Source organism: Streptomyces sp. PKU-EA00015, assembly GCF_013387495.1.
In the GTDB taxonomy this organism is placed as follows: Bacteria; Actinomycetota; Actinomycetes; order Streptomycetales; family Streptomycetaceae; genus Streptomyces.
In genome coordinates this window covers 16,970-43,395 of record NZ_JABZEE010000024.1, presented here as the reverse complement: position 1 = coordinate 43,395, position 26,426 = coordinate 16,970, and the positions used below count along the sequence as shown (strand labels likewise).

At 70.4% G+C, this 26,426-nt stretch carries 31 protein-coding genes; 17 read left to right on the top strand and 14 right to left on the bottom strand.

The annotated features are described in order from the left end of the window. Positions 1-16 precede the first annotated feature (16 nt). From HW130_RS15845 to pstB, 10 genes are all read left to right on the top strand, one after another. A complete protein-coding gene (locus HW130_RS15845) occupies positions 17-415 on the top strand; it encodes a GntR family transcriptional regulator (RefSeq protein ID WP_177150220.1) in 399 nt (132 codons plus the stop codon). After that, positions 412-1,293: an ABC transporter ATP-binding protein gene (locus HW130_RS15840; RefSeq protein WP_177150219.1), complete on the top strand. Its 882-nt coding sequence runs from the start codon at positions 412-414 to the stop codon at positions 1,291-1,293. The genes HW130_RS15845 and HW130_RS15840 overlap by 4 nt, the downstream gene beginning before the upstream one ends. Beyond that, entirely contained in the window at positions 1,290-2,234 is a 945-nt protein-coding gene (locus HW130_RS15835; protein ID WP_177150218.1) for an ABC transporter permease, read from the top strand. Before HW130_RS15840 ends, HW130_RS15835 begins: the two co-directional genes overlap by 4 nt. Positions 2,235-2,435: 201 nt before the next feature. Further along, positions 2,436-4,667 carry an RNA degradosome polyphosphate kinase gene (locus tag HW130_RS15830; RefSeq protein WP_177150217.1) on the top strand — a complete coding sequence of 744 codons (2,232 nt, stop codon included), beginning with the start codon at positions 2,436-2,438 and terminating at the stop codon, positions 4,665-4,667. Further along, positions 4,654-5,940, top strand: coding sequence for a CHAD domain-containing protein (locus HW130_RS15825; RefSeq protein ID WP_177150216.1), 1,287 nt, complete (start codon positions 4,654-4,656; stop codon positions 5,938-5,940). Before HW130_RS15830 ends, HW130_RS15825 begins: the two co-directional genes overlap by 14 nt. Next, positions 5,937-6,353, top strand: coding sequence for an NUDIX hydrolase (locus tag HW130_RS15820; RefSeq protein WP_177150215.1), 417 nt, complete (start codon positions 5,937-5,939; stop codon positions 6,351-6,353). The genes HW130_RS15825 and HW130_RS15820 overlap by 4 nt, the downstream gene beginning before the upstream one ends. 236 nt (positions 6,354-6,589) lie before the next feature. Beyond that, a complete protein-coding gene (gene pstS, locus HW130_RS15815; protein WP_177150214.1) occupies positions 6,590-7,723 on the top strand; it encodes a phosphate ABC transporter substrate-binding protein PstS in 1,134 nt (377 codons plus the stop codon). Between the two features lie 95 nt (positions 7,724-7,818). After that, the gene (gene pstC, locus HW130_RS15810; RefSeq protein ID WP_177150213.1) at positions 7,819-8,814 is read left to right on the top strand and encodes a phosphate ABC transporter permease subunit PstC; all 996 of its coding nucleotides are present in this window, start codon (positions 7,819-7,821) and stop codon (positions 8,812-8,814) included. Next, complete coding sequence (pstA, locus tag HW130_RS15805) at positions 8,811-9,884, top strand: phosphate ABC transporter permease PstA (protein ID WP_177150212.1); 1,074 nt, start codon at positions 8,811-8,813, stop codon at positions 9,882-9,884. The genes pstC and pstA overlap by 4 nt, the downstream gene beginning before the upstream one ends. Positions 9,885-9,934: 50 nt before the next feature. Continuing rightward, on the top strand, positions 9,935-10,711 hold the full coding sequence (gene pstB, locus HW130_RS15800; protein ID WP_177150211.1) for a phosphate ABC transporter ATP-binding protein PstB: 777 nt from the start codon (positions 9,935-9,937) through the stop codon (positions 10,709-10,711). Between the two features lie 833 nt (positions 10,712-11,544). On the opposite strand, the gene HW130_RS15795 is transcribed toward pstB, so the two are convergent. Then, positions 11,545-12,543, bottom strand: coding sequence for an inorganic phosphate transporter (locus tag HW130_RS15795; RefSeq protein WP_177150210.1), 999 nt, complete (start codon positions 12,541-12,543; stop codon positions 11,545-11,547). Between the two features lie 5 nt (positions 12,544-12,548). Further along, a complete protein-coding gene (locus HW130_RS15790; RefSeq protein WP_177150209.1) occupies positions 12,549-13,169 on the bottom strand; it encodes a DUF47 family protein in 621 nt (206 codons plus the stop codon). A 194-nt stretch (positions 13,170-13,363) separates the two neighbouring features. On the opposite strand from HW130_RS15790, the gene HW130_RS15785 reads away from it, so the two are divergent. Next, a complete protein-coding gene (locus HW130_RS15785) occupies positions 13,364-13,708 on the top strand; it encodes a metal-sensitive transcriptional regulator (RefSeq protein WP_218183572.1) in 345 nt (114 codons plus the stop codon). Between the two features lie 111 nt (positions 13,709-13,819). Here HW130_RS15785 and HW130_RS15780 read toward each other — a convergent pair whose 3' ends face one another. Continuing rightward, positions 13,820-14,011, bottom strand: coding sequence for a hypothetical protein (locus tag HW130_RS15780; RefSeq protein WP_218183571.1), 192 nt, complete (start codon positions 14,009-14,011; stop codon positions 13,820-13,822). Positions 14,012-14,180: 169 nt separating this feature from the next. After that, entirely contained in the window at positions 14,181-15,005 is an 825-nt protein-coding gene (locus tag HW130_RS15775) for a hypothetical protein (RefSeq protein ID WP_177150207.1), read from the bottom strand. 401 nt (positions 15,006-15,406) lie between these two features. Here HW130_RS15775 and HW130_RS15770 point away from each other — a divergent pair, with 401 nt between their 5' ends. Continuing rightward, positions 15,407-16,975, top strand: coding sequence for an FAD-binding oxidoreductase (locus HW130_RS15770; protein WP_177150206.1), 1,569 nt, complete (start codon positions 15,407-15,409; stop codon positions 16,973-16,975). A 22-nt stretch (positions 16,976-16,997) separates the two neighbouring features. On the opposite strand, the gene HW130_RS15765 is transcribed toward HW130_RS15770, so the two are convergent. Both HW130_RS15765 and HW130_RS15760 read right to left on the bottom strand, forming a co-directional pair. Beyond that, positions 16,998-17,741 (bottom strand): phosphatase PAP2 family protein, encoded by a 744-nt coding sequence (locus HW130_RS15765; protein ID WP_177150205.1) that lies wholly within the window; start codon positions 17,739-17,741, stop codon positions 16,998-17,000. A 241-nt stretch (positions 17,742-17,982) separates the two neighbouring features. After that, positions 17,983-18,996, bottom strand: coding sequence for a bifunctional lytic transglycosylase/C40 family peptidase (locus HW130_RS15760; protein WP_177150204.1), 1,014 nt, complete (start codon positions 18,994-18,996; stop codon positions 17,983-17,985). A gap of 380 nt (positions 18,997-19,376) precedes the next feature. Between HW130_RS15760 and HW130_RS15755 the strand changes: the two genes are divergently transcribed. Further along, positions 19,377-19,568, top strand: coding sequence for a hypothetical protein (locus tag HW130_RS15755; RefSeq protein WP_177150203.1), 192 nt, complete (start codon positions 19,377-19,379; stop codon positions 19,566-19,568). Between the two features lie 147 nt (positions 19,569-19,715). Next, a complete protein-coding gene (locus tag HW130_RS15750) occupies positions 19,716-20,510 on the top strand; it encodes a thioesterase family protein (protein WP_177150202.1) in 795 nt (264 codons plus the stop codon). A 14-nt stretch (positions 20,511-20,524) separates the two neighbouring features. Here the strand turns inward: HW130_RS15750 and HW130_RS15745 are convergent, their stop codons facing one another. After that, positions 20,525-21,331 (bottom strand): SAM-dependent methyltransferase, encoded by an 807-nt coding sequence (locus HW130_RS15745; protein WP_177150201.1) that lies wholly within the window; start codon positions 21,329-21,331, stop codon positions 20,525-20,527. Positions 21,332-21,469: 138 nt separating this feature from the next. Between HW130_RS15745 and HW130_RS15740 the strand changes: the two genes are divergently transcribed. Next, positions 21,470-22,150: a hypothetical protein gene (locus HW130_RS15740; protein WP_177150200.1), complete on the top strand. Its 681-nt coding sequence runs from the start codon at positions 21,470-21,472 to the stop codon at positions 22,148-22,150. Positions 22,151-22,161: 11 nt separating this feature from the next. Here the strand turns inward: HW130_RS15740 and HW130_RS15735 are convergent, their stop codons facing one another. Both HW130_RS15735 and HW130_RS15730 read right to left on the bottom strand, forming a co-directional pair. Further along, entirely contained in the window at positions 22,162-22,311 is a 150-nt protein-coding gene (locus HW130_RS15735) for a hypothetical protein (RefSeq protein WP_177150199.1), read from the bottom strand. A 15-nt stretch (positions 22,312-22,326) separates the two neighbouring features. Continuing rightward, a complete protein-coding gene (locus HW130_RS15730) occupies positions 22,327-22,743 on the bottom strand; it encodes an ATP-binding protein (RefSeq protein ID WP_177150198.1) in 417 nt (138 codons plus the stop codon). 201 nt (positions 22,744-22,944) lie between these two features. Between HW130_RS15730 and HW130_RS15725 the strand changes: the two genes are divergently transcribed. Both HW130_RS15725 and HW130_RS15720 read left to right on the top strand, forming a co-directional pair. Further along, positions 22,945-23,796 carry a helix-turn-helix transcriptional regulator gene (locus HW130_RS15725; RefSeq protein WP_177150197.1) on the top strand — a complete coding sequence of 284 codons (852 nt, stop codon included), beginning with the start codon at positions 22,945-22,947 and terminating at the stop codon, positions 23,794-23,796. A gap of 11 nt (positions 23,797-23,807) precedes the next feature. Continuing rightward, complete coding sequence (locus HW130_RS15720; RefSeq protein ID WP_177150196.1) at positions 23,808-24,128, top strand: DUF397 domain-containing protein; 321 nt, start codon at positions 23,808-23,810, stop codon at positions 24,126-24,128. A 166-nt stretch (positions 24,129-24,294) separates the two neighbouring features. On the opposite strand, the gene HW130_RS15715 is transcribed toward HW130_RS15720, so the two are convergent. The 5 genes from HW130_RS15715 to HW130_RS15695 all read right to left on the bottom strand — a co-directional run bounded on the left by HW130_RS15715 (position 24,295) and on the right by HW130_RS15695 (position 26,413). Then, positions 24,295-24,729 carry a hypothetical protein gene (locus HW130_RS15715; protein ID WP_256356113.1) on the bottom strand — a complete coding sequence of 145 codons (435 nt, stop codon included), beginning with the start codon at positions 24,727-24,729 and terminating at the stop codon, positions 24,295-24,297. 77 nt (positions 24,730-24,806) lie between these two features. Further along, the gene (locus tag HW130_RS15710; RefSeq protein WP_177150195.1) at positions 24,807-25,037 is read right to left on the bottom strand and encodes a hypothetical protein; all 231 of its coding nucleotides are present in this window, start codon (positions 25,035-25,037) and stop codon (positions 24,807-24,809) included. Between the two features lie 51 nt (positions 25,038-25,088). Continuing rightward, entirely contained in the window at positions 25,089-25,475 is a 387-nt protein-coding gene (locus HW130_RS15705) for a hypothetical protein (protein WP_256356137.1), read from the bottom strand. Positions 25,476-25,594: 119 nt separating this feature from the next. Beyond that, positions 25,595-26,074: a contact-dependent growth inhibition system immunity protein gene (locus HW130_RS15700; protein ID WP_177150194.1), complete on the bottom strand. Its 480-nt coding sequence runs from the start codon at positions 26,072-26,074 to the stop codon at positions 25,595-25,597. Positions 26,075-26,080: 6 nt separating this feature from the next. Continuing rightward, the gene (locus HW130_RS15695; protein ID WP_177150193.1) at positions 26,081-26,413 is read right to left on the bottom strand and encodes a hypothetical protein; all 333 of its coding nucleotides are present in this window, start codon (positions 26,411-26,413) and stop codon (positions 26,081-26,083) included. Positions 26,414-26,426: the final 13 nt, after the last annotated feature.

The following is a 26,426-nucleotide window of genomic DNA, read 5'->3' as shown; positions in this document are numbered from 1 at the left end:
AGGGTGGTGCAGTGACGTGGTCGAGTTCCGCATCGACCGGCGCAGTGGCGTCGCCACCTATCTCCAGATCGTCCAGCAGACCAAACAGGCCCTGCGCCTCGGACTGCTGCGGCCGGGGGACCGCCTGCCCACGGCCCGCGAGGTCGTGGAGGCCACGGCGATCAACCCGAACACCGTGCTCAAGGCCTACCGCGAACTCGAACGCGAGGGACTCGTCGAGCCCCGCCGCGGCCTCGGCACCTTCGTGACCCGGACCCTCGGCGGCCAGGCGGCCGGCACACCGCTGCGCGCGGAGCTCGCCGACTGGGTCGCGCGGGCCCGCTCGACGGGACTGGAGACGGACGACATCACCGCGCTCCTCGCCTCCGTGCTGGAGAAAGAGGAACCGTACGGACACAAAGGGGACGGCGCATGACCGCGACCGCGATCGAGGCGAACGGCCTCGGCAAGACGTACCGCAGACAGGGCCGCCCGGCCCTGCGCGACTGCTCGTTCCGGGTGCCCGCGGGGCGGGTGTGCGCCCTGGCCGGGCCCAACGGCGCCGGGAAATCCACCCTGCTCGCCCTGGCTGCGGGGCTCACGCGCCCCGGCGAGGGCGCCCTGCGAGTGCTCGGCGCCGAGCCCGCTGCCGTGCGCGACCACATCGCGTACGTCGCCCAGGACAAACCCCTCTACCCCCAGCTGACCGTCGCCGACACCCTCCGCCTGGGCCGCGAACTCAACCCCGGCCGCTGGGACCAGGCCCTCGCCGAGCGGATCGTCGAGGAGGGCGGCCTCGGCGCCGGCACCCGTGTCCGTACGCTCTCCGGCGGCCAGCGCACCCGCGTCGCGCTCGCCCTCGCGCTCGGCAAGCGCCCCGAACTGATGCTGCTGGACGAGCCGATGGCCGATCTCGACCCCCTGGCGCGCCACCGGCTCATGGGCACCCTCATGGCCGAGGCCGCCGAGCACGGCACGACAGTCGTGATCTCCTCACACATCCTGTCCGAGCTGGAGTCGACCTGCGACTACGTCCTGCTCGTCGACGGCGGCCGCATCCGCCTCGCCGGCGACACCGAGGACCTGCTCGCCGCGCACACCCTCCTCACCGGCCCCGTCTCGGACCTCGCGCCGCACACCGTCGTGGAGTCTCGTACGACAGGGCGTCAGCTCACCGCGCTGATACGCCCGCAGGGCGCCCTCACCCCCGTCTGGCAGACGTCGACCCCCTCCCTGGAGGAGCTGCTCATGGCCCATCTCCGCTCCCCCGAGGCCCCCGCCCTGCTGACGACGGACGCGGCGGTGGCGGCATGAGTGCGCTGTCCTCCGGCACCGGCGGCATCCTGCGCGGCACCGCCTGGGTCGTCGTCCGCCAGCACCGCACCGTCCTCGGCGTCGCGGCCGGGGCACTGGTGCTGTCCGCCGCCGTCGCCGCGGGCCTGCGGATCTGGTTCGAGGCGACCCCGCCCGACGACTTCGACCGCAACCTGTTCCCCCGTTCCGATGTACGCAGCACGCTCCTGGTGATCGTCGAGTACGCCGGCCTGGCCGCCATGCTGCTGCCGCTGCTGGTCGCGGCCGCCGTGGCGGGCCCGGTGGTCGCCCGGGAGCTGGAGAGCGGGACGTACAAGCTGGCCTGGTCGCAGTCGGTGACGCCGCTGCGGTGGTTCGCGACCAAGGTGACGGTCCCCGCCGTGACCGTCACGGCCCTCATGGCCGCCCTGATCGGCGTCTTCCGCCTGGCCTGGGAACCGGTGTCCACCAACACGCACCTGCGCTGGTACTCGCGCCATGTCTTCCTCGCCATCGGGCCCACGGCGATCGCGTACGGCCTGCTCGCGGTCGCGGTGGGCGCGCTCACCGGGCTGCTGGTGCGCCGCACGCTGGCCGCCATGTCCGTCGCGGGCCTCGCGACCGGGGCCGTCCTGATGCTCATGTCCTCGCAGTGGCACAAGCTGTGGACGACCAGGAGCGGCAGCAGGTCGGACCCGGAGCGGTTCCCCTTGACGGAGGACTGGTTCTTCACCGACACCGGGCTGCTGACCGTGTCCGGCGAACGCCTCGGCGGCGACACCTGCCTCGTCCTCGACCGCGAGGCGTGCCTCGCCGAGCGCGACATCGTCGGCCGCTGGTACGACTACCATCCGGCATCGCACCTGTGGCCGCTCCAGCTCGTGGAGACCGGCATCGTCCTGGCCCTCGCCGCGGCCGTGGCCTGGGCCGCGTTCCGGATCTTCCGGCGGCGGCACGGCTGACGCCCTGGCGGGGCCCCCGCGTCCCCCCGGGGCCCCGCCACGCTTTCCCTCACGTCATGTCGTCGTTACCGGGCATTCAGACACCCTTGCGACCCTCGGCCAATGCAGCCCGCTGTGCCCGACTCCCCCAACGGGAGAAAAGCCCTCGCTCCGGCCCTCTCCGACGCGCCGGTGACTCTTTCCGCGCGGAAGAATGGGTCCATGAGCCAGCAGCCCGCCGAGGTCCCGGTCCAGCATCCCCAGCCGTCCGTCGCGTCCATAGCCGCGCACCGGCCGCACACCGTCGCCGCCACCGTCTCCGATCTCGAACCCGATCTCGACGCGGATCTCGACACCTACGTCGAGGACTCGGAGCACATGCTCGCCGGCGAGCTGCCCCAGGGGCGGTTCCTCGACCGCGAGCGCAGCTGGCTCGCGTTCAACGAACGCGTCCTCGAACTCGCCGAGGACCCGGCCACGCCCCTGCTGGAGCGGGCCAACTTCCTCGCCATCTTCGCGTCCAACCTGGACGAGTTCTTCATGGTCCGGGTGGCCGGACTGAAGCGCCGCATCGCCACCGGCGTCGCCACCCGCTCGGCCTCGGGCCTCCAGCCCCGCGAGGTCCTCGACCTGATCTGGACACGCTCGCGCGAGATCATGGCGCGCCACGCCGCCTGCTTCCAGCAGGACGTCGCCCCCGCACTCGCGGACGAGGGCATCCACCTCATCCGCTGGCCCGAGCTCACCGAGAAGGAGCAGGCCCGCCTCTTCACCCTCTTCCGGCAGCAGATCTTCCCGGTCCTCACGCCGCTGGCCGTGGACCCCGCGCACCCCTTCCCGTACATCTCGGGACTCTCGCTGAACCTCGCCGTCGTCGTGCGCAACCCGGTCAGCGGCCACCGCCACTTCGCCCGGGTCAAGGTCCCGCCGCTCCTCTCGCGCTTCCTGGAGGCCTCCCCGCAGCGGTACGTGCCGCTGGAGGACGTCATCGCGGCGCACCTCGAAGAGCTGTTCCCCGGCATGGAGGTCCTCGCCCACCACATGTTCCGGGTGACCCGGAACGAGGACCTGGAGGTCGAGGAGGACGACGCCGAGAACCTGCTCCAGGCCCTGGAGAAGGAGCTCATGCGGCGCCGCTTCGGCCCGCCGGTCCGCCTGGAGGTCGAGGAGTCCATCGACCCGTACGTGCTCGACCTGCTGGTACGCGAGCTGAAGGTCTCCGACGCCGAGGTGTACCCGCTGCCCGGGCCGCTGGACCTCACCGGCCTGTTCGGGATCTCGGCGCTGGACCGGCCCGAGCTGAAGTTCCCGAAGTTCGTCGCGGGCACGCACCGGGACCTGGCCGAGGTCGAGTCCGCGTCCGCGCCCGACATCTTCATGGCCCTGCGCGAACGGGACGTGCTGCTGCACCACCCGTACGACTCGTTCTCCACCTCCGTCCAGGCCTTCCTGGAGCAGGCCGCGGCCGACCCCGACGTCCTCGCCATCAAGCAGACGCTGTACCGCACCTCCGGCGACTCCCCGATCGTCGACGCGCTCATCGACGCCGCCGAGTCCGGCAAGCAGGTCCTCGTCCTCGTCGAGATCAAGGCCCGCTTCGACGAGCAGGCCAACATCAAGTGGGCGCGCAAACTGGAGGAGGCCGGCTGCCATGTCGTCTACGGGCTCGTGGGCCTCAAGACGCACTGCAAGCTGTCGCTCGTCGTACGCCAGGAGGGCGAGACGCTGCGGCGCTACTCGCACGTCGGCACCGGCAACTACCACCCCAAGACCGCCCGGCTCTACGAGGACCTGGGGCTGCTCACCGCGGACCCGCAGGTCGGCGCGGACCTCTCCGACCTCTTCAACCGGCTCTCCGGCTACTCGCGCCGCGAGACCTACCGCAGGCTGCTGGTCGCGCCCAAGTCGCTGCGGGACGGGCTGATCTCGCGGATCAACAAGGAGATCACCCACCACCGCGCCGGACGCCCCGCCTATGTCCGCATCAAGGTCAACTCCATGGTGGACGAGGCGATCATCGACGCCTGCTACCGGGCGGCGGCGGCCGGCGTCCCGGTCGACATCTGGGTACGCGGCATCTGCGCGATCCGCCCCGGCGTGGCGGGCCTCTCGGAGAACGTCCGGGTGCGCTCGATACTCGGCCGCTTCCTGGAGCACTCCCGCGTCTTCGCCTTCGGCAACGGGGGCGAGCCGGAGGTGTGGTTCGGAAGCGCCGACATGATGCACCGCAACCTCGATCGCCGTATCGAGGCACTGGTACGGGTCACCGACCCGGCCCACCGCGCGGCCCTGACCCGGCTGCTGGAGACGGGCATGTCCGACACCACGTCGTCCTGGCACCTCGGCCCGGACGGCGCGTGGACCCGGCACGCCACGGACTCCGACGGTCAGCCGCTGCGGCACGTACAGGAGATGCTCATAGACGCCCGGAGGCGCCGGCGTGCACAGCCCTGAACTTTCCCGCGACACCGCCACGGCGGGCGAGGCGGTGGCCCACTACCTCCACGCGCAGGCGGGGGACTTCCTGCGCAGCCTGCGGCTGCACGGCGAGAGCGGTGCGGACACGGCGGGAGCCTCGGAGGCGGCGCGAGCCCTGCGGGCGGCGTCGCGCCGGATCAGCGGGACGCTGTACACCTTCCGCCCGCTGGTGGACCCGGCCTGGGCGGACGGCCTGCGGACGGAGCTGGGCTGGCTCTCCTCGACGCTGGCGCTGGAACACGCCTGCACGTCGCGCCTGTCCCGCCTGCTGGACGCCCTGTCCCGCCTGTCGGGCGCGTCCCCGCTCCCGCCGACGAGGACGGAGCTCTCCCCGCTGCACGCCGCCTCGGGCGGCCGCTGCGCCATGGCCTCCGGCCCAGGCGGCACGGGCACCGGGCCCATGCTCTCCGCTCCGACGGCCGCGTCGGGCACAGCGGACGCCGCCGCACGCGGCGTGAACGACGGAGGGAGCGCCGGGTCGAGCGCCGCGGGCAGCCGCGCCGGGCGGGACGCAGCAGGCGGCGAGGGATCCCCGGCCGACGACAACCTCGGCGCAGGTCACGGGGCCGGGGCCAACGGCCCCGGCAGCCCGGGGCGCGGCGCCGGGGCCGCGCGCGGTGGCGTGCTCAACGTCGGGGCCGCGCGGGCCGGCGCCCTGCTGGAGCGGCAGCTCACCCTCGCCCGGACGAGGGCGCACTCCGCCGCGCTGCAGGCGCTCGGCTCCTCCCGGTTCCACGCCGTCGCCGACGCCGTCGCCTTACTGGCCTCCGACCTCCCGCTGGCCCCCGCAGCCGCCGGCCCGGCCGTCGACACGCTCGGCCTGCTCGCCGAGGTCGCGGAGCGTCGCCTGCTGGACGCCGTCGCCCAGCTCCCCCTGGGCCGCGCGGCCCACCCGTACAACGCGGACGCCCTGGTCAACGGCCTCGCGACCGCCACTGCCGGCGAGGAGCAGGACGCCCCCTGGCACGAGGTCCGCAGGCTGGTGCGGCTGCACCGCTACGCCCAGGAGGTACTGCACCCAGGCGCCGAGCCGGTCCTGTGCCACGCCGGGCGGGTGCTGGACCACCACCGCGACGCCGCCGAGGCGTCCGAGGCCGCCGCGGCGGCCGCCCGCACGCCCCGGATCGCACCGGCCACCGCGTACGCCCTCGGTGTGCTCCACGCCGACCAGCGGCACGAGGTCGAGGCCGCCAGGTTCGCCTTCCAGCAGGAATGGCGGCACGCCACGGTGACGGTCAGCGCGCCATGAACGACGGCACGGTGCTCGCCGCCGGCGTCGTGCTGTGGCGCCGGTCACCGCACGGACACGGCGACATCGAGATCTGCCTCGTCCACCGGCCCAAGTACGACGACTGGTCGCACCCCAAGGGCAAGCTCAAGCGCGGTGAGGACGCCCTCGGCGCCGCCCTGCGCGAGGTCCTGGAGGAGACCGGCCACCGGTGCGTCCCCGGGGCCCGGCTGCCCTCCGTCCGCTACATCGCCGGCGGGCGACCCAAGCACGTCACGTACTGGGCCGCCGAGGCCCGCTCGGGGTCCTTCGCCGCCAGCCGCGAGGTCGACCGCATCGTCTGGCTGCCGCCCGCCGCCGCGCGCGAGCGCCTCACGCAGCCCCGTGACCGCACGCTGGTCGACGCGCTGCTCCAGGCGCTGCACACCGCGTGACCCCCACCTCGCGCCACCGCCCCCCGACGCCGCCGGCGTGACCACGCCCGCGATCGGCCCAATCCCGGGAGCGGCACCGGGTCGCCGGACACGGTTCACCTTGCGTTCACTCTCCCCCGTTGGTCACTTCACCTGATCTGCCTAATTTCGGCCGTACACGGTGACCGGTGCAGTGCCGGCCCCCCACCCCGACGCACGCCGCACACGATCGCGGCAACTGGAAGGAACACCCGAAAGTGAAGCTTCAGCGCAAGAACGGGCTTCGCGCCACCGCGCTCGGTGCCCTCGCCCTGTCCGGCGCCCTGGTCCTCACGGCGTGTGGTTCGGACGACAACACCGCGCCCGGCGGCTCCGGCGAGAAGACCGGCGCTGCGTCGAACATCAAGTGCGACGACGCCAAGGGCCAGCTCCTCGCGGCAGGCTCGACCGCCCAGAAGAACGCCATGGACCTGTGGGTCAAGAACTTCCAGGCCGCCTGCTCCGGCGTCGAGGTCAACTACCAGGCCATCGGCTCCGGCGGCGGCATCACCAAGTTCAACCAGGGCCAGGTCGCCTTCGCCGGCTCCGACTCCGCGCTGAAGCCGGAGGAGGTCGAGGAGTCCAAGAAGATCTGCAAGGGCGGCCAGGGCATCAACCTGCCGATGGTCGGCGGCCCCGTCGCGATCGGCTACAACCTGGACGGCGTGGACAACCTGGTCCTCGACTCCACCACCCTGGCGAAGATCTTCGACTCGAAGATCACCAAGTGGAACGACAAGGCCATCGCCGCGCTCAACCCCGACGCGAAGCTCCCGGCCACCGAGATCCAGGCCTTCCACCGCTCGGACGAGTCCGGTACGACCCAGAACCTGCACAAGTACCTCAGCGAGGCCGCCCCGGCCGACTGGAAGCACGACCCGAAGTCGAAGTCGTGGCTGGCCCCCGGTGGCCAGGCCGCCAACGGCTCCTCCGGCGTCGCCGCCCAGGTCAAGCAGACCCAGGGCTCCATCGGCTACTTCGAGCTGTCCTACGCGACCTCGCAGTCCATCGACACCGTCAAGCTGAACACCGGTGCCGCGGCCCCGGTCGAGGCCACGACGGAGAACGCCTCCAAGGCCATCGCCGCCGCCAAGATCAAGGGCACCGGCAACGACCTGGCCCTGTCCCTCGACTACAAGACCAAGGTCGAGGGCGCGTACCCGATCATCCTCGTGACGTACGAGATCGCCTGCGACAAGGGCAACAAGGCGGAGACGCTGCCGACCCTGAAGGCGTTCCTCAACTACACCGTCAGCGACGAGGGCCAGAAGGTCCTCGCCGAGGCCGGCTACGCGCCGCTGCCCGCCGAGATCGCGGCCAAGGTCCGCGAGATCGTTCCCACCCTGGCCTGACGTCCGGCCGGGGCCGGTCCGCCACCGCGGGCCGGCCCCGGCATCCGGTGCACCGCCGCCTGGAGCCGTACGGCTCCGCAGACCGGAGACTGAAGATGGATACAGCAACCACCACCAAGAACCCACCGCCCGGCGCGCCGCCGTCCGAGGGCACCGCCCGAGGAGGGCTCCGCCCCGGTGACCGCATCTTCCTCGGCATGTCCCGGGGTGCGGGCGTCTTCCTCCTGGTGATCATGGCCGCGATCGCGGGATTCCTCGCGTATCGCGCCGGCATCGCCATCTCGAAGGACGACGCGAACTTCCTCACCACCTCCGAGTGGAACCCGGCCGGCAGTCCGCCGGTGTTCGGCATCGCCGTGCTGGCCTTCGGCACGGTCGTGAGCTCGGTCATCGCCATGGTCATCGCCGTGCCGGTCGCGATCGGCATCGCGCTGTTCATCTCGCACTACGCGCCGCGCCGGATCGCCGCCCCGCTCGCGTACGTCGTCGACCTGCTCGCCGCCGTCCCCAGCATCATCTACGGCCTGTGGGGCGCCATCTTCCTGGTCCCCTACCTCGACGGCATGAACAGCTGGCTCGACGAGTACCTCGGCTGGACCTACATCTTCGACAAGACCGGCGAGGGTGTCGCCCGCAACCTGTTCACGGTGGGCGTCCTGCTGGCCATCATGATCCTTCCGATCGTCACCAACGTCACCCGTGAGGTCTTCCTCCAGGTGCCGAAGATGCACGAAGAGGCCGCCCTCGCCCTCGGCGCCACTCGCTGGGAGGTCATCCGCATGTCGGTGCTGCCCTTCGGCCGCTCCGGCATCATCAGCGCCTCCATGCTGGGCCTCGGCCGCGCGCTCGGCGAGACGATGGCCGTCGCCGTCGTCCTGTCCCCCAGCTTCATCATCTCCGGGCACCTGCTGGACCCGGGCGGCGGCACGTTCGCGCAGAACATCGCCGCGAAGTTCAACGAGGCGGACGAGTTCGGCCGTGACGCGCTGATCGCCTCCGGCCTCGTCCTCTTCGTCATCACCCTGCTGGTCAACGGAGCGGCCCGCGCGATCATCGCCCGCCGCAAGGAGTACTCGGGGGCCAACGCATGAGCCAGGTCATTGAGGACACGCGTCCGGCGCCCGCCGTGCGCACCGCCCCCCTGTCGCACGCGCGCATGCCGCGCTGGGCGCCGGCGGCCATCGCGGCCGGCTCGATCGCCGCGGGATGCGGCATCGGCCTGGGCGCCGGCTGGCACAGCCGCGTCCAGTGGGGCCTGATCGCCGCGCTGCTCTTCGTCGCCGCTACCTACGTCATCACGGCGAAGGTGGAGAACGTCCGCCAGGCCAAGGACCGCGTCGCCACCAGCGTCGTCTGGGTCAGCTTCGTCGTGGCCGTCGTGCCGCTGTTCTCCCTCGGCTGGGTGACCATCAGCAAGGGCATGGAGGTCGTCGACGGCTACTTCCTCAGCCACTCGATGAACGGCGTGCTCGACGCACAGCCCGGCGGCGGCATCTACCACGCGCTGCTCGGCACCGTCGAGCAGGTCCTGATCGCCACTGTGATCGCCGCCCCGATCGGCATGCTCACCGCGATCTACCTGGTCGAGTACGGGCGCGGGAAGCTGGCGAAGGCCGTCACGTTCTTCGTCGACGTCATGACCGGTATCCCGTCGATCGTCGCGGGCCTGTTCGTCCTCGCCACGTGGAACCAGATGCTCGGCTTCGGCCCCTCCGGCTTCGCCGGCGCCATCGCACTCGCGATCCTGATGATGCCGGTGGTCGTCCGCTCCACCGAGGAGATGCTGAAGCTGGTCCCGAACGAGCTGCGCGAAGCCTCGCTCGCCCTCGGCGTGCCGAAGTGGCGGACCATCGTCAAAGTGGTCCTGCCCACCGCGATCGGCGGCATCACCACCGGCGTGATGCTCTCCGTGGCGCGTGTCACGGGTGAGACCGCCCCCGTGCTGCTCCTCGTGTTCGGTACGAAGCTGATCAACCCGAACCCCTTCGAAGGCGCCCAGTCCTCGCTGCCGCTGTACGTGTACGACCAGTACGCGGTCGGCACGGACGCCTCGATCGCGCGCGCCTGGGGCGCCGCGCTGGTGCTGATCGCCTTCGTCATGCTGCTCAACCTGGTCGCCCGCGGCATCGCCCGCTGGAAGGCCCCGAAGACCGGCCGCTGAGGCCACGACATCGGCTCCGCCGACGCGGGGCATTCTGGAAGTGAAGTGACATGGCCAAGCGAATCGACGTCAGCGGCCTGACCGCCTACTACGGCTCCCACAAAGCGATCGAGGACATCTCGATGACGGTGGAGCCCCGCTCAGTGACGGCCTTCATCGGCCCGTCCGGCTGCGGCAAGTCCACGTTCCTGCGCACCCTGAACCGCATGCACGAGGTCACCCCCGGTGGCCGCGTCGAGGGCAAGGTGATGCTGGACGACGAGAACCTCTACGGCTCCGGTGTCGACCCGGTCGCGGTGCGCCGCACGGTCGGCATGGTCTTCCAGCGGCCGAACCCGTTCCCGACGATGTCGATCTTCGACAACGTCGCGGCGGGGCTGCGACTGAACGGGAACTACAAGAAGTCCGAGCTGAGCAACATCGTCGAGAAGTCCCTCAAGGGCGCGAACCTCTGGAACGAGGTCAAGGACCGCCTCAACAAGCCGGGTTCGGGTCTGTCCGGCGGTCAGCAGCAGCGTCTGTGCATCGCCCGCGCGATCGCGGTCGAGCCCGACGTGCTGCTGATGGACGAGCCCTGCTCGGCGCTCGACCCGATCTCGACGCTCGCGATCGAGGACCTGATCGGTGAGCTGAAGGAGCGCTTCACGATCGTCATCGTGACGCACAACATGCAGCAGGCGGCGCGCGTCTCGGACCGCACGGCCTTCTTCAACCTGGCGGCGGTCGGTCAGCCCGGCAAGCTCATCGAGATCGACGACACCGAGCGGATCTTCGCCAACCCGTCCGTCCAGGCGACCGAGGACTACATCTCGGGACGCTTCGGATAAGACGTCTTGGGGTGCTGCATGGCGGTGCCACCCACAAGACGACGGGCCCGCCCCCTCTCCCAGGGGGCGGGCCCACGCATGTCCCGCCCCCCCGTGCTCTCGGCGCGGCTGCGCCGAAGCCCGGAACTGGCGTCTTCCAGGACGAGCGGCTCTGGGAAGCCCTCACCCGCCAGGGCGCAGGGCCGAAGCGAGCCCCGAGGCTCTCGCCCCGCCAAACCGGGCCCCGGAGGCCACGGGCCCGGGGCCTGGAGCGAAGCCCCTAAAGGCCCCGCCCGCCAGGCGCAAAAGGCCAGGTCGGGGCGGAGCGCCAAGTCGCACCTGTCAGAGCGGTTTCGGCTCCTGGGGCGAAGCCCGGGAGCTCGGCCTGCCTGGCGGCCAGGGGCCTGGGGCAGAGCCCCTCAGTCCACGTCCGTCAGGGGCGAAGGACCACGGGGTCCGGAGTCGCACCCGCCCAGGCGGGGCCGGGGCCCCGGGGGCGGAACCCCGGAGACGCACCCGGTCAAGGCCACGGCCGGGTCAGAACCGCGGAGTTCGGGCCCGTCAGCGGCGCAGGACCGCAGAGCCCGAGGCACCCGGAGTCACACCTGCCAGGGCGTGCCCGGGATGTCAGCTCGGGGCGAAGCCCCGGGCTCCCGCCCCGCCAAGCCGGGCCCAGGGTCCACGGGCCGAGCCGGGGACGCGGAGCGCGAAGCCCCCGCCAAGCCCGCGCCCGCCAGGGCGCAGGGCCACGGGTCTGGGGCGGAGCCCCAGTTCGGGAAGGGGCGGGGTGGGGAAAAGCCAAAGGCCCCCGCCACCCCGAAGAGCGGCAGGGGCCCCGACACAGCACCCCGGCGTCAGCCGAAGACCAAATACACCACGCCGTAGCTCAGCGCAGCGACCGCCGCCGCCGCCGGCATCGTGATGAACCACCCCAGCACGATGTTCTTCGCGACACCCCACCGCACCGCGTTCACCCGCTTCGTCGCCCCGACGCCCATGATCGCCGAGGTGATCACATGCGTCGTCGAGATCGGCGCGTGGAACAGGAACGCCGAGCCGAACATGATCGACGCCCCCGTCGTCTCCGCCGCGAACCCCTGCGGCGGGTCGAGCTCGATGATCTTGCGGCCCAGCGTCCGCATGATGCGCCAGCCGCCCGCGTACGTCCCCAGCGACAGCATCAGCGCACAGGCGATCTTCACCCACGTCGGGATCGGGGCGCCCGCGTTCTCCACGTCGGCGATGACCAGGGCCATCACCACGATGCCCATGGTCTTCTGGGCGTCCTGCAGACCGTGTCCGAGGGCCATACCGGCCGCCGACACCGTCTGCGCGATGCGGAAACCGCGCTTCGCCTTGTGCGGATTGGCATTCCGGAACATCCACAGGATCGCGACCATCACCAGATAACCGGCGATCATGCCGACGAACGGCGACACGAACATCGGGATGACGATCTTCTCGACCACCCCGGTCCAGATCACCTCCGTCCCGCCGGCGAGCGCCGCGCCGACCATCCCGCCGAACAGCGCGTGCGACGAGGAGGACGGCAGCCCGAAGTACCAGGTGATCAGGTTCCACACGATCGCGCCGACGAGGGCGGCGAACAGGATGCCCATGCCGCGGTCGCCGTGCGGGGTCTCGATGAGCCCCTCGCTGACGGTCTTGGCGACGCCCTGTCCGAGGAACGCGCCCGCGAGGTTCATCACCGCGGCCATCGCCAGCGCCACGCGCGGTGTCAGGGCACGCGTGGAGACGGAGGTCGCGATCGCGTTCGCGGAGTCGTGGAAGCCGTTGGTGTACGTGAATCCGAGCGCGACACCAATGGTCACGATCAGGGCAAAGGTGTCCACTGAGCTCAGGACTCCTTGACCGCGATGGTCTCCACCGTGTTCGCGACGTGCTCGAACGCGTCGGCGGCCTCTTCCAGCACGTCCACGATCTGCTTGAGCTTGAGCACCTCGATGGCGTCGTACTTGCCGTTGAAGAGCTGGGCCAGCAGCTTGCGATGGATCTGGTCCGCCTGGTTCTCCAGCCGGTTGACCTCGATCCAGTACTCGGTGAGGTTGTCCATGGTGCGCAGGTGCGGCATCGCCTCGGCGGTCAGCTCGGCCGCCCGCGCCAGGACCTCGATCTGCTGCTCGACACCCTTGGGGAGCTCTTCGATGTTGTAGAGGACGACGAGGTCGACGGCCTCCTCCATGAAGTCCATGATGTCGTCGAGCGACGACGCGAGCGAGTAGATGTCCTCGCGGTCGAACGGCGTGATGAACGAGGAGTTCAGCTGGTGGAAGATCGCATGGGTGGCGTCGTCCCCGGCGTGCTCGGCTGCCCGCATCCGTTCCGCGATCTCGGCCCGCGCGGAGGAGTCCGCACCGAGCAGTTCCATCAGGAGCTTCGAGCCGGTCACGATGTTGTCCGCGGATGCCGCGAACATGTCGTAGAAGCTCGTCTCCCTGGGGGTCAGACGAAATCGCACGTGGGGTCCTCGGGGTGCTTTGGATTCGGTCAGGCTGATGCTAGGCGCATCATCCGGCCACGGCTAACCGGCAAGGTCCCAGTGTCGCCCATGAACCACCGTGATCAGCACAGACCCCCACGAGATCCCGCACGATTCGTTACCATATACCCACGAGGGGTATACGACCCCTTTCTGGACAACGGGAGGACGCGATGACGACCACCGAGGCGGCCGGCCCCCCGGTCACGGACCCCGGCACCGACCACGACCACGGCGTGCACGGCTACCACAAGCAGAAGAACGAGCACCTCAAGCGGCTGCGCCGGATCGAGGGGCAGATCCGGGGCCTGCAGCGGATGGTCGACGAGGACGTCTACTGCATCGACATACTCACCCAGGTATCGGCCTCGACCAAGGCCCTGCAGTCCTTCGCGCTCCAGCTCCTGGAGGAGCACCTGCGGCACTGCGTCGCGGACGCGGCTGTCAAGGGCGGCGACGAGGTGGACGCCAAGGTGGAAGAGGCGACGAAGGCGATCGCCCGCCTGCTGCGCACCTGACCAGACTGTTTCGGCCCGTTTCGCCCTGTCCTGCCCGGTGGCCATCCGCGCGGCGCGGGGCGCCGCGAGTGGCTTGATCCGTACGCTCCGGTCAGCGAGGAGTGGCGATCATCACCCGCCGAGCGCCCCCGCCGGCCTCTCCGCCGCCACCATCAGCACCTCGTCGATACGGTCGGCACTGAGCCGGTCCTCGTCGGCGGCGGACGCGGCGATCATCAGCTCGCCGCACAGTTCGATCTCGGCGAGGGCGACGGCAGCATGGTCCTCCTGGACCGTCGTCGTACTGGGCGGAGCCACGTGCAATCACCTCTTCCGGCCGATGTCCGTTCCCTAGCGTAGGGAGCGGGACACAGACCGCGCATGGCACGTCCGGACCATTTGGAACCTGGCCTTCCCGGGCCCCTTCGACCCCGCCCGCACACCGGCGCGCACGCCCGAGCGCCGGCCCGCCCGGCCCGCACGCCGACGTGGCTCAGGCCCTGACCTTGCCGGAGTAGATGTCCTCGGCGGCCGGAAGCCGTACGTCCACGGGCGTCCCGAAGTCGAACAGCACGGTCGTCGAGGTGACCGCCACGGTCCGGCCCTCGTTCGCGAAGGTGAAACGATGCCGCACCTTGAGCAGCCGGCCCGACTCATCGAGGTATGCGTCGAACGGGACCACGTCCTTGGTGAACCCTCTCGCCGCCGCCGCCAGCGACGCCCGCGCGTGCGGCTGTGCCGCCGACGCCGCCCTGCCGATGTCCGTCGTCCCGCGGAAGTGCCGCACCTTGTGGCCGGACATCTCCGTCTCCCGCACGTACGTCACCTGCTCGGTGCCGCGCAGCAGCTCGGCGGCGGCCAGCGGGTCGGTCGCGCCGCCGGTGACGAGGTTCCCGTCCTCCAGCGTGGTCGTGTCGACCCGTACCCACTTGTCCGCGGGCACACCGGCACCCCGGTTCTTCATGTACAGCGCGCCCGGAGTGAACAACTCCGTGATCGGCTCGTGCCTGGCCTCACCGGCGGGGTCCGGCGGGAGGACGACGGTGAGCCGGCCCATGCGCCGGGCGAAGTCGTAACCACCCTCGCCGCGGATGGTGACCCGGGTCCCGCCGGCCGCCATCTCCATCGAGGTGCGGGCCCTGGAGCTCTTCGCGCCCGCCAGCACGTCCGCCGCCCTGCGGACCTCCTCGGCCGAGCCCCGGCGCTTGCCGTCCTCGGCGGCACCCGCGCCGGAGCACCCGGTGGCGGCCATCACCCCCACCACGGTCGCCGCGACGGCGATCGCGCCGCCCCTGCGCCTGTGCTGCTGCACCACCATCGCCTGCCAACCCCCAACGCCGGACCGCTGCTTGGACGAATCCCACCCGCGCCCCTCGGCCCGAGGGGCCTGTGGGCACCCGCCTCGCATAACGACGGCCCGGTCACCTCGTCACGCCGGGCCCCGGGCATCGCGACACGCTGGGGCGCAGTACGGTTGACAGGTGCCCCAGCGAGACGTGCCCGTCGGTAATCCGGCGCACCTGACCACGACCGTCGAGCGTGGTTCCTTCGCCCTCGCCCGTTGCAGCTGCGGCTGGTCGGGGCCCGCCCGACGGTCCCGCGACCGGGCACGTACGGACGCCCGTACGCACGCCACCGCCTCCTGACACGACCTGGGCGCCGGCAGGACTCGCGGGAACCCGTCCCGGCCCCGTACCGTCTCCTTTCCCAGGAGGCCCCATGGACCGGCGTGCGCTGCTCACCACCGTTGTTGCTGTCACCACCGCTCTGACCACCACCGCCTGCAACCGCAGGGACGGCGGTACCGCCGAGGCGAGCGGGACCACGGCCCCGGCCGCCCGCACGCCGACGGCCGCGCGGACACCGGCCGGTCCCGCCGACTGGAGCGCGCTGGCCCGCGGCCTCGACGGGAAGCTGATCCGGCCGGGAGACGCCGACTACGCGAGCGCCCGGCAGCTGTACAACACCCGCTTCGACGGTCAGAAGCCGGCCGCGGTCGCGTACGTCGCGGGTGAGGACGACGTCAAGGAGTGCCTGGCGTACGCGAAGGCGCACGGCGTCCCGGTGTCCATCCGCAACGGCGGCCACTCCTACGGCGGTTGGTCGTCCGGCAACGGCAGGCTCGTCGTCGACGTGTCGTCACTGGACCGCATCGGCGCCGACGGCGCCATCGGCGCGGGCGCCAAACTCGTCGACGTCTACAAGGCCCTCGCACGCCGCGGCCGCACGATCCCCGCGGGCTCCTGCCCCACGGTCGGCATCTCCGGCCTCACACTCGGCGGCGGCCACGGTGTGACCTCGCGTGCCTACGGCTTGACCTGCGACAGCCTGACCGAGGCGACGCTCGTCACCGCCGACGGCAGGACGCTGACCGCGAGCGCCACGCAGAACAAGGAACTCTTCTGGGCGCTGCGCGGCGGCGGGAACGGCAACTTCGGCGTGGTGACCGGTTTCCGGTTCCGTACGCACCCGGCGCCGCCGACCGTCACCGCCTACCTGACCTGGCCCTGGTCGAGGGCCGCGGCCGTCATCGCCGCCTGGCAGCGCTGGGGGCCGGCCCAGCCGGACGAGATCTGGTCGTCGCTGCACCTGGCCGCGGGTCCGGGCGGCGTACGTCCGACACTCTCCGTCGCCGCCTTCACGCTCGGCCGCGAGAGCGACCTGCGCAATGCCCTCGACCGGCTCGCCGATTCCGCGGGCTCGCCCGCGTCCTCGGCGGCGCTTCGGCCGCGCAGCTATCTGGACGCGATGCTCGCCTACGCGGGCTGCCTCTCCCTCACGGACGAGCAGTGCCGCCTGCCCGGCACCACCCCGGGCCGCGGCAAGCAGGGTGCGCTGCCGCGCGAGACGTACGCGGCGGCGTCGGACTTCTTCGACCGGGACCTGTCGCCCGCCGGGGTGCAGGCGCTGATCGCGGCGGCCGAGGCCTTCACCCGCATCCCGGCGGGCCGGGGCGGCGGCGGCTCGATCGCGCTGACCGCGCTCGGCGGCGCGGTGAACCGGGTGGACCCGCTGGCGACATCGTTCGTGCACCGGCGTTCGCGGATGCTGGCCCAGTACATCGCCGCCTGGCGGCCGGGCACATCCGGCTCGGCCCAGCAGTCCTGGCTGAGGGACGCCCACGCGTCGATGCGGCGGTACGCGTCGGGCGCGGCGTACCAGAACTATCCGGACCCGAACCTGCGCGACTGGCGCCGGGCCTACTTCGGTCCCGCGGCGGACCGGCTCACGCGCGTGAAGCGGCAGTACGACCCGGACCGGCTCTTCGCCCAGCCGCAGGGCCTGTGAGGACGCCTGCCGCCGAAGACGCCTACGCCGCCAGCCCGTTCTCGCCCGCTCCCGCCTCCTCCGTACGCGACTCCGGGATGTCCAGCGGCTCCGTGACCAGCGTGGTGCCGGGGACGCGCCGGGAGCGCACGAGCCGGGACAGGCGGCGCGATCCGGCGACCGCGGACACCAGCGGGGTGAGCAGCGCCAGGGCCGGCGGGGCGAGCAGCAGGGTCACGGCGGTGCCGAGCGCGAAGCCGCCGATGACGTCGGTCGGGTAGTGCACACCCATGTAGACGCGGCAGAAGCCCTCGGCAGCGGCGAGGGCGAGGGCGGCGAGACCGAACCCGCGGTGGGCGATGAAGAGTCCGGCGCCGAACGCCATCGCCAGCGTGGCGTGGTCGCTGACGAAGGAGAAGTCGGTCTTGCCCGCGACGAGGACCTCCAGGCCCTCGTGGTCGACGAACGGCCGGGGCCGTTCGACGAATCCGCGGATCGGGATGTTGACCAACAGGGCGATCCCGGCCGCGAGCGGCGTCCAGACCAGTGCTGCGACGGCGGCGACGGAGTCGTCGACGGTGCCGCGCCTGCGGACGCTCCACCAGCACCAGAGGGTGACCAGCACCAGGCCGAGCATGATGCCGTACTCGCCGACGAACTCCATGGCCCGGTCGAACCAGTCCGGTGCGTCCTTGGCCATGCCGTTGATGTCGTGGAGCAGGCCGACGTCGGGGTTCGTCCCGCCCCTCGTCTCCGTCAGGGGGAACCCGATTGCGAGTCCAGACATCTGCCGCGGCCCCTTGCCTTGTGCCACCGGCGCACGTGCCTGTGCGCCGCTCTGCCAACCCCCGTGCTCAGTCCGGTGTGCTGCATGGTCAGTGCGGCCGTCCCTGTCAAGGGAACGACATGCTCCCCGGTGTCGTTCCACTCTCCACCGAACGATCACCATGACGTTATCGAAGAGTGACACGTCGTCGCAGCTCAGAGCGCCGACTGAGCAGTCGCATTCCAGCCACCAGTCAGCTGTCTCACGCTGCCGGCAGATCGGTCGGCAGGGCCGCCGCACCCTCCTTCGTGACGCGGGTCGCACCGAAGTAGTCCGGAGTGTCGATCTTGTCGAACCGGATCACCGCGCCGGTGTACGGAGCGTTGATCATGTACCCGCCGCCGACGTAGATGCCCACGTGCCGGATCGCGCGCGAGTTGGTCAGGTCGTCCGAGAAGAAGACCAGGTCGCCCGGGAGCAGTTCCTCCCGCGTGGGGTGCGGACCGGCGTTGTACTGGTCGTTGGCCACACGCGGCAGCTCGATGCCCACCGTGCGGTACGCGGCCTGGGTGAGGCCCGAGCAGTCGAAACGACCGCCCTGCTCCGGCGTGCCGTTGCCGCCCCACAGGTACTTGGTTCCGAGCTTCTGCTGCGCGAAGTAGATGGCCCCGGCGGCCTGGCGCGACGGCTCGACCCTGCCGACGGGCCGCGCGAAGCTCTTCTCCAGATTCCGGATGACCTTCACGTAGTTCTGCGTCTCGCGGTACGGCGGGACGCCGCCGTGCTTGATGACCGCGTACGCACCGGCGTTGTAGGCGGCCAGCATGTTGTCGGTCGGATCACCGGGCGCCTTGCGAACATATCCGGCCAGTTCGCAGTCGTACGAAGCGGCGGACGGAATCGCGTCGGCCGGGTCCCACACGTCGCGGTCGCCGTCGTTGTCGCCGTCTATCCCGTGCGTGGCCCACGTCCCCGGGATGAACTGCGCGATGCCCTGCGCGGCGGCCGGGCTCTGCGCCTTCGGGTTCCAGCCGCTCTCCTGGTAGAGCTGGGCGGCGAGCAGGGCCGGGTTGATGGCGGGGCACAGATTTCCCCACTTCTGCACCAGCGGCTGGTAGCGCGCGGGCACGGCTCCCTTCGCGAGGGCGACCGCGCCGCCCTTGACGCCCCCACCGAACAGGCCGGCGGCCGCCGAGTAGGTGCCGACGACGAGCAGCGCGACGAAGCTCAGACACAGCCCCACGGACGCGCCCGCGATCAGCCACGCCTTACGCACCGTCAACCACCTTTCACCCCACGGTAGTACGCCCGGTGTCAGTGTAGGTGGACGGTGCGTCGTTCCGGAGGTGGACGACTCCCCCTGTCCGAACCGCATCGGCGCGGCGGCGGACACCGGCGCACGCGTCGGCGGTCACGCCAGGTGCCCCGGCCAACTCCACTCGGTAGCAGGGCGCTTGGCGTGAAAGAGCATCGCGCCCAGGGGCGGGGGTTACGGTCGCGGGTGGGGCAGCGGCAGGGCGGCCGGCGCCGGTCGCGCGGACACCTACCCGCGCAAGTGGTCTGAACCAATTGCCGCTACTCTGTGTAATGCAGCCAGGAAGGCTGAGGTCAAACCCCTCCGGCGACCACGGCGGGGCCAGCAATACAGGAGCACACGTGAAGAACTCTGCGATCGTGACCGACGCGCCGGGCACGGAGGACACGCAGAACGGGGGCCTGAAGGGGGCTGTTGCCGCACGCCGACAGGGGCGCAGCAACGACGCCGGCGGCACCGCCGCCACGGTGACGTTCATCGCGCTGCTGGGCATCGCGGTCGCCCTGCTCGGCTACATGGTCGTCTCCGGCTGAACCCCGGAGCCGCCAGGAGGGGCCCGCGTTACCCGCAGGGGTCACGCGGGCCCCTTCGCGTACCACCTGCCTCTGGAGCATCCCGTTACCGGCAGGTAGCGTGTGCCGTACACCCATCCCCCGAGGTGTCAGGGAAGGCGGCCCCGCATGACGGACCTCCAGGCGTTCTTCGAGCGACTCTCCGAGGACCGCTACGCGCCCACCGAACACACCCGTGGCCCGTGGGACGCCGCTTCCCAGCACGCCGGCCCGCCCGCCGCGCTCCTCGGCCGCTCCTTGGAGGAACGCCCCGGCGCGCGCACCGACATGCGGCTCGCCCGGATCACGTACGAGATCCTGCGCCCGGTGCCGATACGCCCCCTGACCGTCGCCGCCTCGGTCGTGCGCTCCGGCAGAAGCGTGGAGGTCGCCGAGGCCACGCTGACCCCCGAGGGCGCGGACGCACCCGTGATGCTGGCGAGGGCGCTGCGCGTGCGGACCACCGAGGAGCCGGGCCCCTCCGTCGCGGAGGGCCCGCTCCTCCCCTCGCCCGAGGACACGTCCGCCACGCCCTTCTTCGGCGTCCCGTGGGACGTCGGCTACCACACGGCGATGGAGACCCGGTTCGCCGAGGGATCCTGGCTGGACCAGGGGCCTGGGACATGCTGGATGCGCATGCGGCTGCCACTCGTCGCGGGCGAGGAGACCCGTCCGCTGGACCGCGTCCTGGTGGCCGCCGACTCCGGCAACGGAATGAGCAACGTCCTCGACTTCTCCCGGCATCTGCTCATCAACCCCGACCTGACGGTCCATCTGCACCGCCACCCGGTGGGCGAGTGGGTCTGCGTCGAGGCACGCACCAGCGTGGACGAGGCGGGCATCGGCCTGGCCGATGCCCGGCTCCACGACGAGAAGGGGCCGATCGGCCGCAGCGCCCAGAGCCTGTTCATCGGCCCCCGCTGACCCCCGCCGTGCCGTTACGCCTTGCGTCCCACGCCCGCGAACATCGCGACCTCCTCCGGCATCGCGGGGTCTCCCGCGTCCGGGCGCCAGCGGTTGCAGGAGACGATGCCCGGTTCCAGCAGGTCGAGCCCCTCGAAGTAGCGGGTGAGCTGGTCCGGGGTGCGCTGCGTGAGGCGGGGTGTACCGTGCTCGTTCCAGAACGCGACCGCGGCGTCCACGTCCGGCATCGCGGGGCTGGTGATCGTGTGGGACAGGACGAGGTGGCTGCCGGGCGCCAGAGCGTCCATGAGCCGGCGCACCAGGGCGTACGACTCCTCGTCGTCCTCGACGAAGATGACGACGCCGAGCAGCATCAGCCCGACGGGCCGGCTCAGGTCCAGCGTCTTCGCCGCGCGCTCCAGGATCGCGTCCACGTCCCGCAGATCGGCGTCGAGATAGTCCGTGACGCCTTCCGGACTGCTGGTGAGCAGGGCGCGGGCGTGCACGAGGACGAGCGGGTCGTTGTCCACGTACACGATCCGCGACTCGGGCGCGACGCGCTGCGCCACCTCGTGGGTGTTGTCGGCGCTGGGCAGCCCCGTGCCGATGTCGAGGAACTGCCGGATCCCGGCCTCTTCGGCCAGGTACCGCACGGCCCGCCCGAGGAACCGCCGGTCGGCGAGCGCGTACTCCCCGATCCCCGGATGCAGCGTCCGGATCTGGTCGCCGGCCTCCTGGTCGACTGGGTAGTTGTCCTTGCCGCCGGTCCAGTAGTTCCAGATCCGGGCGGTGTGGGGCCGGGACGTGTCGATGCGGTCGAGAGCGCGCGCGTTGTCGGTCACGCGCGTCAGCCTAGTCAACTCCCGTTGCGGTGAGGAGGGTTGGGCACGTGGCCGAAAAGCACGCGGCGGTGCAACGGCCTCGCCGGCCCGGTCGTCGTACCTCGTGCACCTGCATTCGGCTCTTCTTGGAGGTACGTCATGCGACGGTTGACGACGGTCGCCGCGGCGCTCACGCTGACGGGCGCCGGGCTGGCGGGCGCGTCCTGCGCCGCGACCGGCCAGGCGGACAAGGCCGACGCCGTGACCCGCACCGCCACGGGAGCGGCGAGCACCCCCGGCCCGGCGCGAACGACCACCCCGACGGACACCACCGGCCCGACGGACACCACCGGCAAGGCAGGTCCGGCCGCCACGGGAACGGCGTGCTCGATCGCATGGGGCAGCGGCGTGAAGTCGGCCCCGGAGTCGGAGCCCGGGCCGCTGAAGAACGTCAGGACCAGCCGGCACGCCTGCTACGACCGCATGGTCTTCGACATCGGCGGGACGGCACGCAGGACCGGCTACCACGTCGGTTACGTCGACACGTTCCACCAGGACGGCTCCGGCGAGCGGATCCCGGTGAGCGGCGGAGCCGTCCTGCAGGTCCACGTCTCCGCCCCGAGCTACGACCCGGCGACGCTCGAACCGACCTACCTCGGGAAGGCCGGCAAGCGGCTGCCGGGCGTGAACGTCACGGGCTACAGCACCTTCAAGGACACCAGGTTCGGCGCGAGCTCGGAGGGGCAGACACAGATCGCCCTGGGCGTCCGCGCCAAGCTGCCCTTCCGGGTGCTCCGGTCCGCCGACCACCTGATCGTGGACGTCGCACACAGGTGGTAGCCCGGAGGACGTCAGCGGGGCCGGGCGCCGCCCCCGTCCCCGTACAGGGGTAGTTCACCGGTGGCCACGGACAGGGCGAGCGGGTCCGGCAGCGGAATCTCCTCGCCGTACGTGCCCGGCAGGGTCTCCTGATAGCCGCCGTTCGACGGGCTGGTGTGCACGCAGCAGTCGCCCGATCACCGCGCACCGCCGCCCAGTTCCACCCAGAGGAGCTTCCCGCCCTGCGGCAGCGCGGTCGCACCCCACGCGTCCGCGCACACGGCGACGAGGCAGAGCCCCCGGCCGCCTTCCGCATCCGGCGCGGGCCGGCGCGGCAGCCCCTCGAAGGGCGCCGGGATGTCGGGACAGGTGTCCCACACCCCGAGCCTGAGCCGTCCCTGCTCGGGCGCCCGCAGCCGAAGCCCGTACGGACCGTCGGTGTGCCGAAGGGCGTTGGTGACGAGCTCGGAGGCGAGCAGCTCGGCGATCTCGACGAGCGCGCCGAGCCGGTGCGCGTGGAGGACGGCACGGAGGGTGCGGCGGGCGATGCCAGGTGCGCGGGGATCCTGCGGGAGTTGGAGGGCGTAGGTCCAGGGCGGGGCTACGGTGGTCATGGAAGTCTCCTCGACGGAGTGCGAGTTGTCGCGGGAATGCGGGTGCCTGGTGACCAGGTCGCTCCGTCGAGCGGGGTGCTTCCAGGCGGGTGGCCTGAGGCTTAGGCTAGGTGGACGCAAAGAAACTTTGCATCGATTCGAGAGATTCCATGCTTGAATCCCTCGTGTGGGTGACCTGACCCCTGACACCGAAGGAGTTGCATGCCTGCGAGGCCGGCCCCCACAGCGCGGCGAGTGCGCCTCGCCACCGAGCTGCGTCGCCTTCGCGAGCGGGCCGGAATGACAGCCACCGAGGCGGCAAGGGAACTGGGCACCAGCTCAGGTCAGTTGAGCAACGTCGAAACGGCTCGCTTCGGCGTCAGCGCCGACCGGGTCCGAGCCATGGCCCGCGCCTATTCCTGCGCCGACCAGGCCTTTATCGATGCCCTCGCGGCCATGGCCACCGAGCGAGCCCGCGGTTGGTGGGAGCAGTACCGAGACATCCTCCCCGCGGGCCTGCTGGACCTCGCCGAGTTCGAGCATCACGCCATTGGGCTGCGCACGGCATACACCTCGCACATCCCCGGCCTCCTCCAGACCGCCGAACACGCTCGGGAGGTCTTCCGCCAGGTGGTGCCGGAGCTGACCCCACCCGAGGTCGAACATCGTGTGTCGCATCGCATCAAGCGCCAGGACGTCATTTACCGGTCAGACCCGATCCCGTACGAGGCTGTCGTGCACGAGGCAGCCTTGCGGATGCAGTTCGGCGGACGAGAAACCGCTCACCGCCAACTGGACCACCTGCTCCGCATGAGCGAGCGGCCACACATCACACTGCGAGTGATCCCCTTCGCGACGGGCGCGTTTCCCGGGTCGGGACAATCTCTCGCCTACGGCTTCGGCCCCGTGCCCCAGCTCGACACAGTCCACCTCGACCAGTCACATGGCCCTGTTCTCCTGGATGCAGAAGCACAGCTCACCCGCTACCGGACCCTGCTCGACCGGATGGAGGCCGTAGCTCTCGCCCCCGAAGCATCGCGGGACTTCATCCACAAGATTTCCCGCGAACTGTGAAGGGACCGACCATGCCCACACTCGAGTGGCAGAAGTCCTCGTACTGCGGCGAGGGCGACGCCTGCGTAAACGTTGCTGCGGACGCCACCGGCGTCAAACTCACCGAGAGCAGCGACCCGAGCGGGGTGATCCTCCGCACCACCCCCGCCGCCTTCGCGACCCTCACCCACGCCCTCAAGACGGGCGCGCCGAGCCCATACATAGACGTCACCCACACCCCGGACGGCCTCGTCCGCGTCGGCGGGGTCGTCACGACGACGGACGAGAAGTGGGCCGCGTTCGCACGGGGCGTACGCGCGGGAGAGTTCGACCACTTCGGCCGCTGCCAGTAATGGCCCGGCAGCCACGCAACCCGTGCATGGTGACCTTGCTGATGGTGCGGCTCATCCCCTCCTCGGCTTGCGAGGCCTGGTCCAGGTGCCGTGCGGCCGGTCTCGTTCCCGGGCCGGCATCACCGCGTCGAATTCGGCCTTGCTGGTGAGCTTTCGCGGTTCGGGTTCAAGCACGGGTGCAGTTGCTCGCCACGGGACAGTCGAGGCCCAGCCGAAACGAGGGGCATGGTCTCGTTGTAGTGGGGGCGAACTCTGCGGTGACCAGCGGGGGCATCTGGTAATTCCGGCCTCGTACGTGCGCGATGAACGCCTCGGGGAGCAGGACGTGGTGCGTCTCCACGTAGTGCGGGAAGTCCTGGCGCCAGAGCCAGGTGCCGTCGGTGACCAGCGATGAACAGCCCAAGGAATGGCGGTGCGCGTCCCCAGTGATGACGTCGTGGCCCGCTTCCATAACATCGATGAGGACGTGGCCGGCATCCAGGTAAGCCACCAGGCCCGCCTCGTCCGGCTCACCGCCGGGCCGGACGGCTTCACGGATGGATCCGTTCGGCCGACCGGGGAGGTCGTCGAGTTCGTCGTAGAAGCCCAGAAGTCCCAGCACCGTACCCCCTTGCTACGACGGGGCCGTTCCCTCCGTCGCTCGCCTCGGAGGATGCGCCCGAGCCAGTATCACCAGTATCAATCGAGCTGGACCGCTCCCCAGACACTCACGCTCCACACATCCTGGTGCCCGACCCGATATCCGCGTTCGTCCTCGGGCTCGTCCACGGCCAGCACGGAGACGTTCGATGCCGGAGCTCGGTACTCGACGAACCCGCCCTGCTCCCGAGTGGTCAACTCGAGAGTCGGCGCGACCCGCCGCAGCTCGCCACGCAAATCGTCCCAGGCAAGGTAACGGGGGAACTCCACGCCCAGGCGCTCTGCCCACTCCTCCGCCAGGCTCGGCTCCGCGGCCAGCCGTCACGGCTGGTTGTCCAGTCCCTCGATCAGACTCACATCCCCGTCCGCCCCTTTCTCACACTCACGCAGCATCTGTGCGATCTCGATGTCCCGCTCCAGTGCGCTGAGCCGAGGAGGTGTCCTGGAGTCGTCGAGAACCACGGCACGCAGGTGATTGCCGACCTGCGGAGGGGCCACATCGGCCGACCACCAGGACGAGTGCTTGACCTGGTCGATGAAGCCGACGACGCCCGCGGCATCGACCTGCGAACCGACAAAAGCCACGGCTGTGACCACGACAACTACTTCCTGATGATCCACCAAGTACGCCGCACGGCTGATTTCATCCAGCGCTTCATCACCACCCGTCGCAGTGCCCGCCTCGCCCGCCACCTGACGGTGAACCAACTCGACGAATGGGGTGCCCCTGGGTCGAGATACTCTCGCGTGACTCATTGAACCGTTCCCGCCCCAGGATGGGCATAGGCGGCAAGGGTGACGCCTGCTGTAGACCAGCCGGTCGACCCTCAGATATTTCGAGTGTTGTCAAGGAACTCCTTTACGTCTGACTGGATGTATGGAGAGAGATCCACGAGTTGGTGGAGAATGCCGCTCACCTCTTCAACCCACTGTGGCGACGTCCGCCAAACCTCGGAGGAGCAGGTCAAAACGGCGGAAAGCAACTCTTCGTCGTAGAATCCGCCGCCGGCCTGCGCGGGTGCCGTCTCGCTCAGAATTTCCAGCGCCACAGGCATCAGCCACGGCAATCCGACCTCCTGGCCGATCATCCTGCTCAATTCATATGCACTGAGCTCACCGATCGGACGCTTCCTCAAGGCATGCACAGTGCGCACCAGCCCGGTGGAACCAGCCGGCGGCTGGGACAAGGTCCTGTTACGAGTCATCAAGAAAGCGCCTTTCTTCGGTTCGAATGTCAGCGGCGTCCGATAGAGTGAGGGAATCCGTTCATATTGACGCTGCAGCCCGACCCCTACCTGATCGACCAAATCACCTCACTGGAAATACTCACTCATCAGGTACGAAAGATGCTCGCGTGCCGAAACATCGAGCCGCTCCATCGACAGGCTGCAAAGCGGCGTGAGCTGAACTGCCTCCACCAAACCGGTCTCCGTCAGTTCACCGATGGCATGGAGTTCACTTTCCAGGCAGTCCGCATCACTCTCCAAGACTGCCACCGAGGAGAGCAGCGAACTCACAACCGACACTTCTCGCTGATCAAATGATTGCAGCCAATCACAGACTCTCTCGCAAGTCTCTTCCCTGACCTGCGGATTTGTGGAGACCAACCCCTTGACGATTTCGATCAAATTCTCGTTGCCTACCATGACGCCCCTCCGT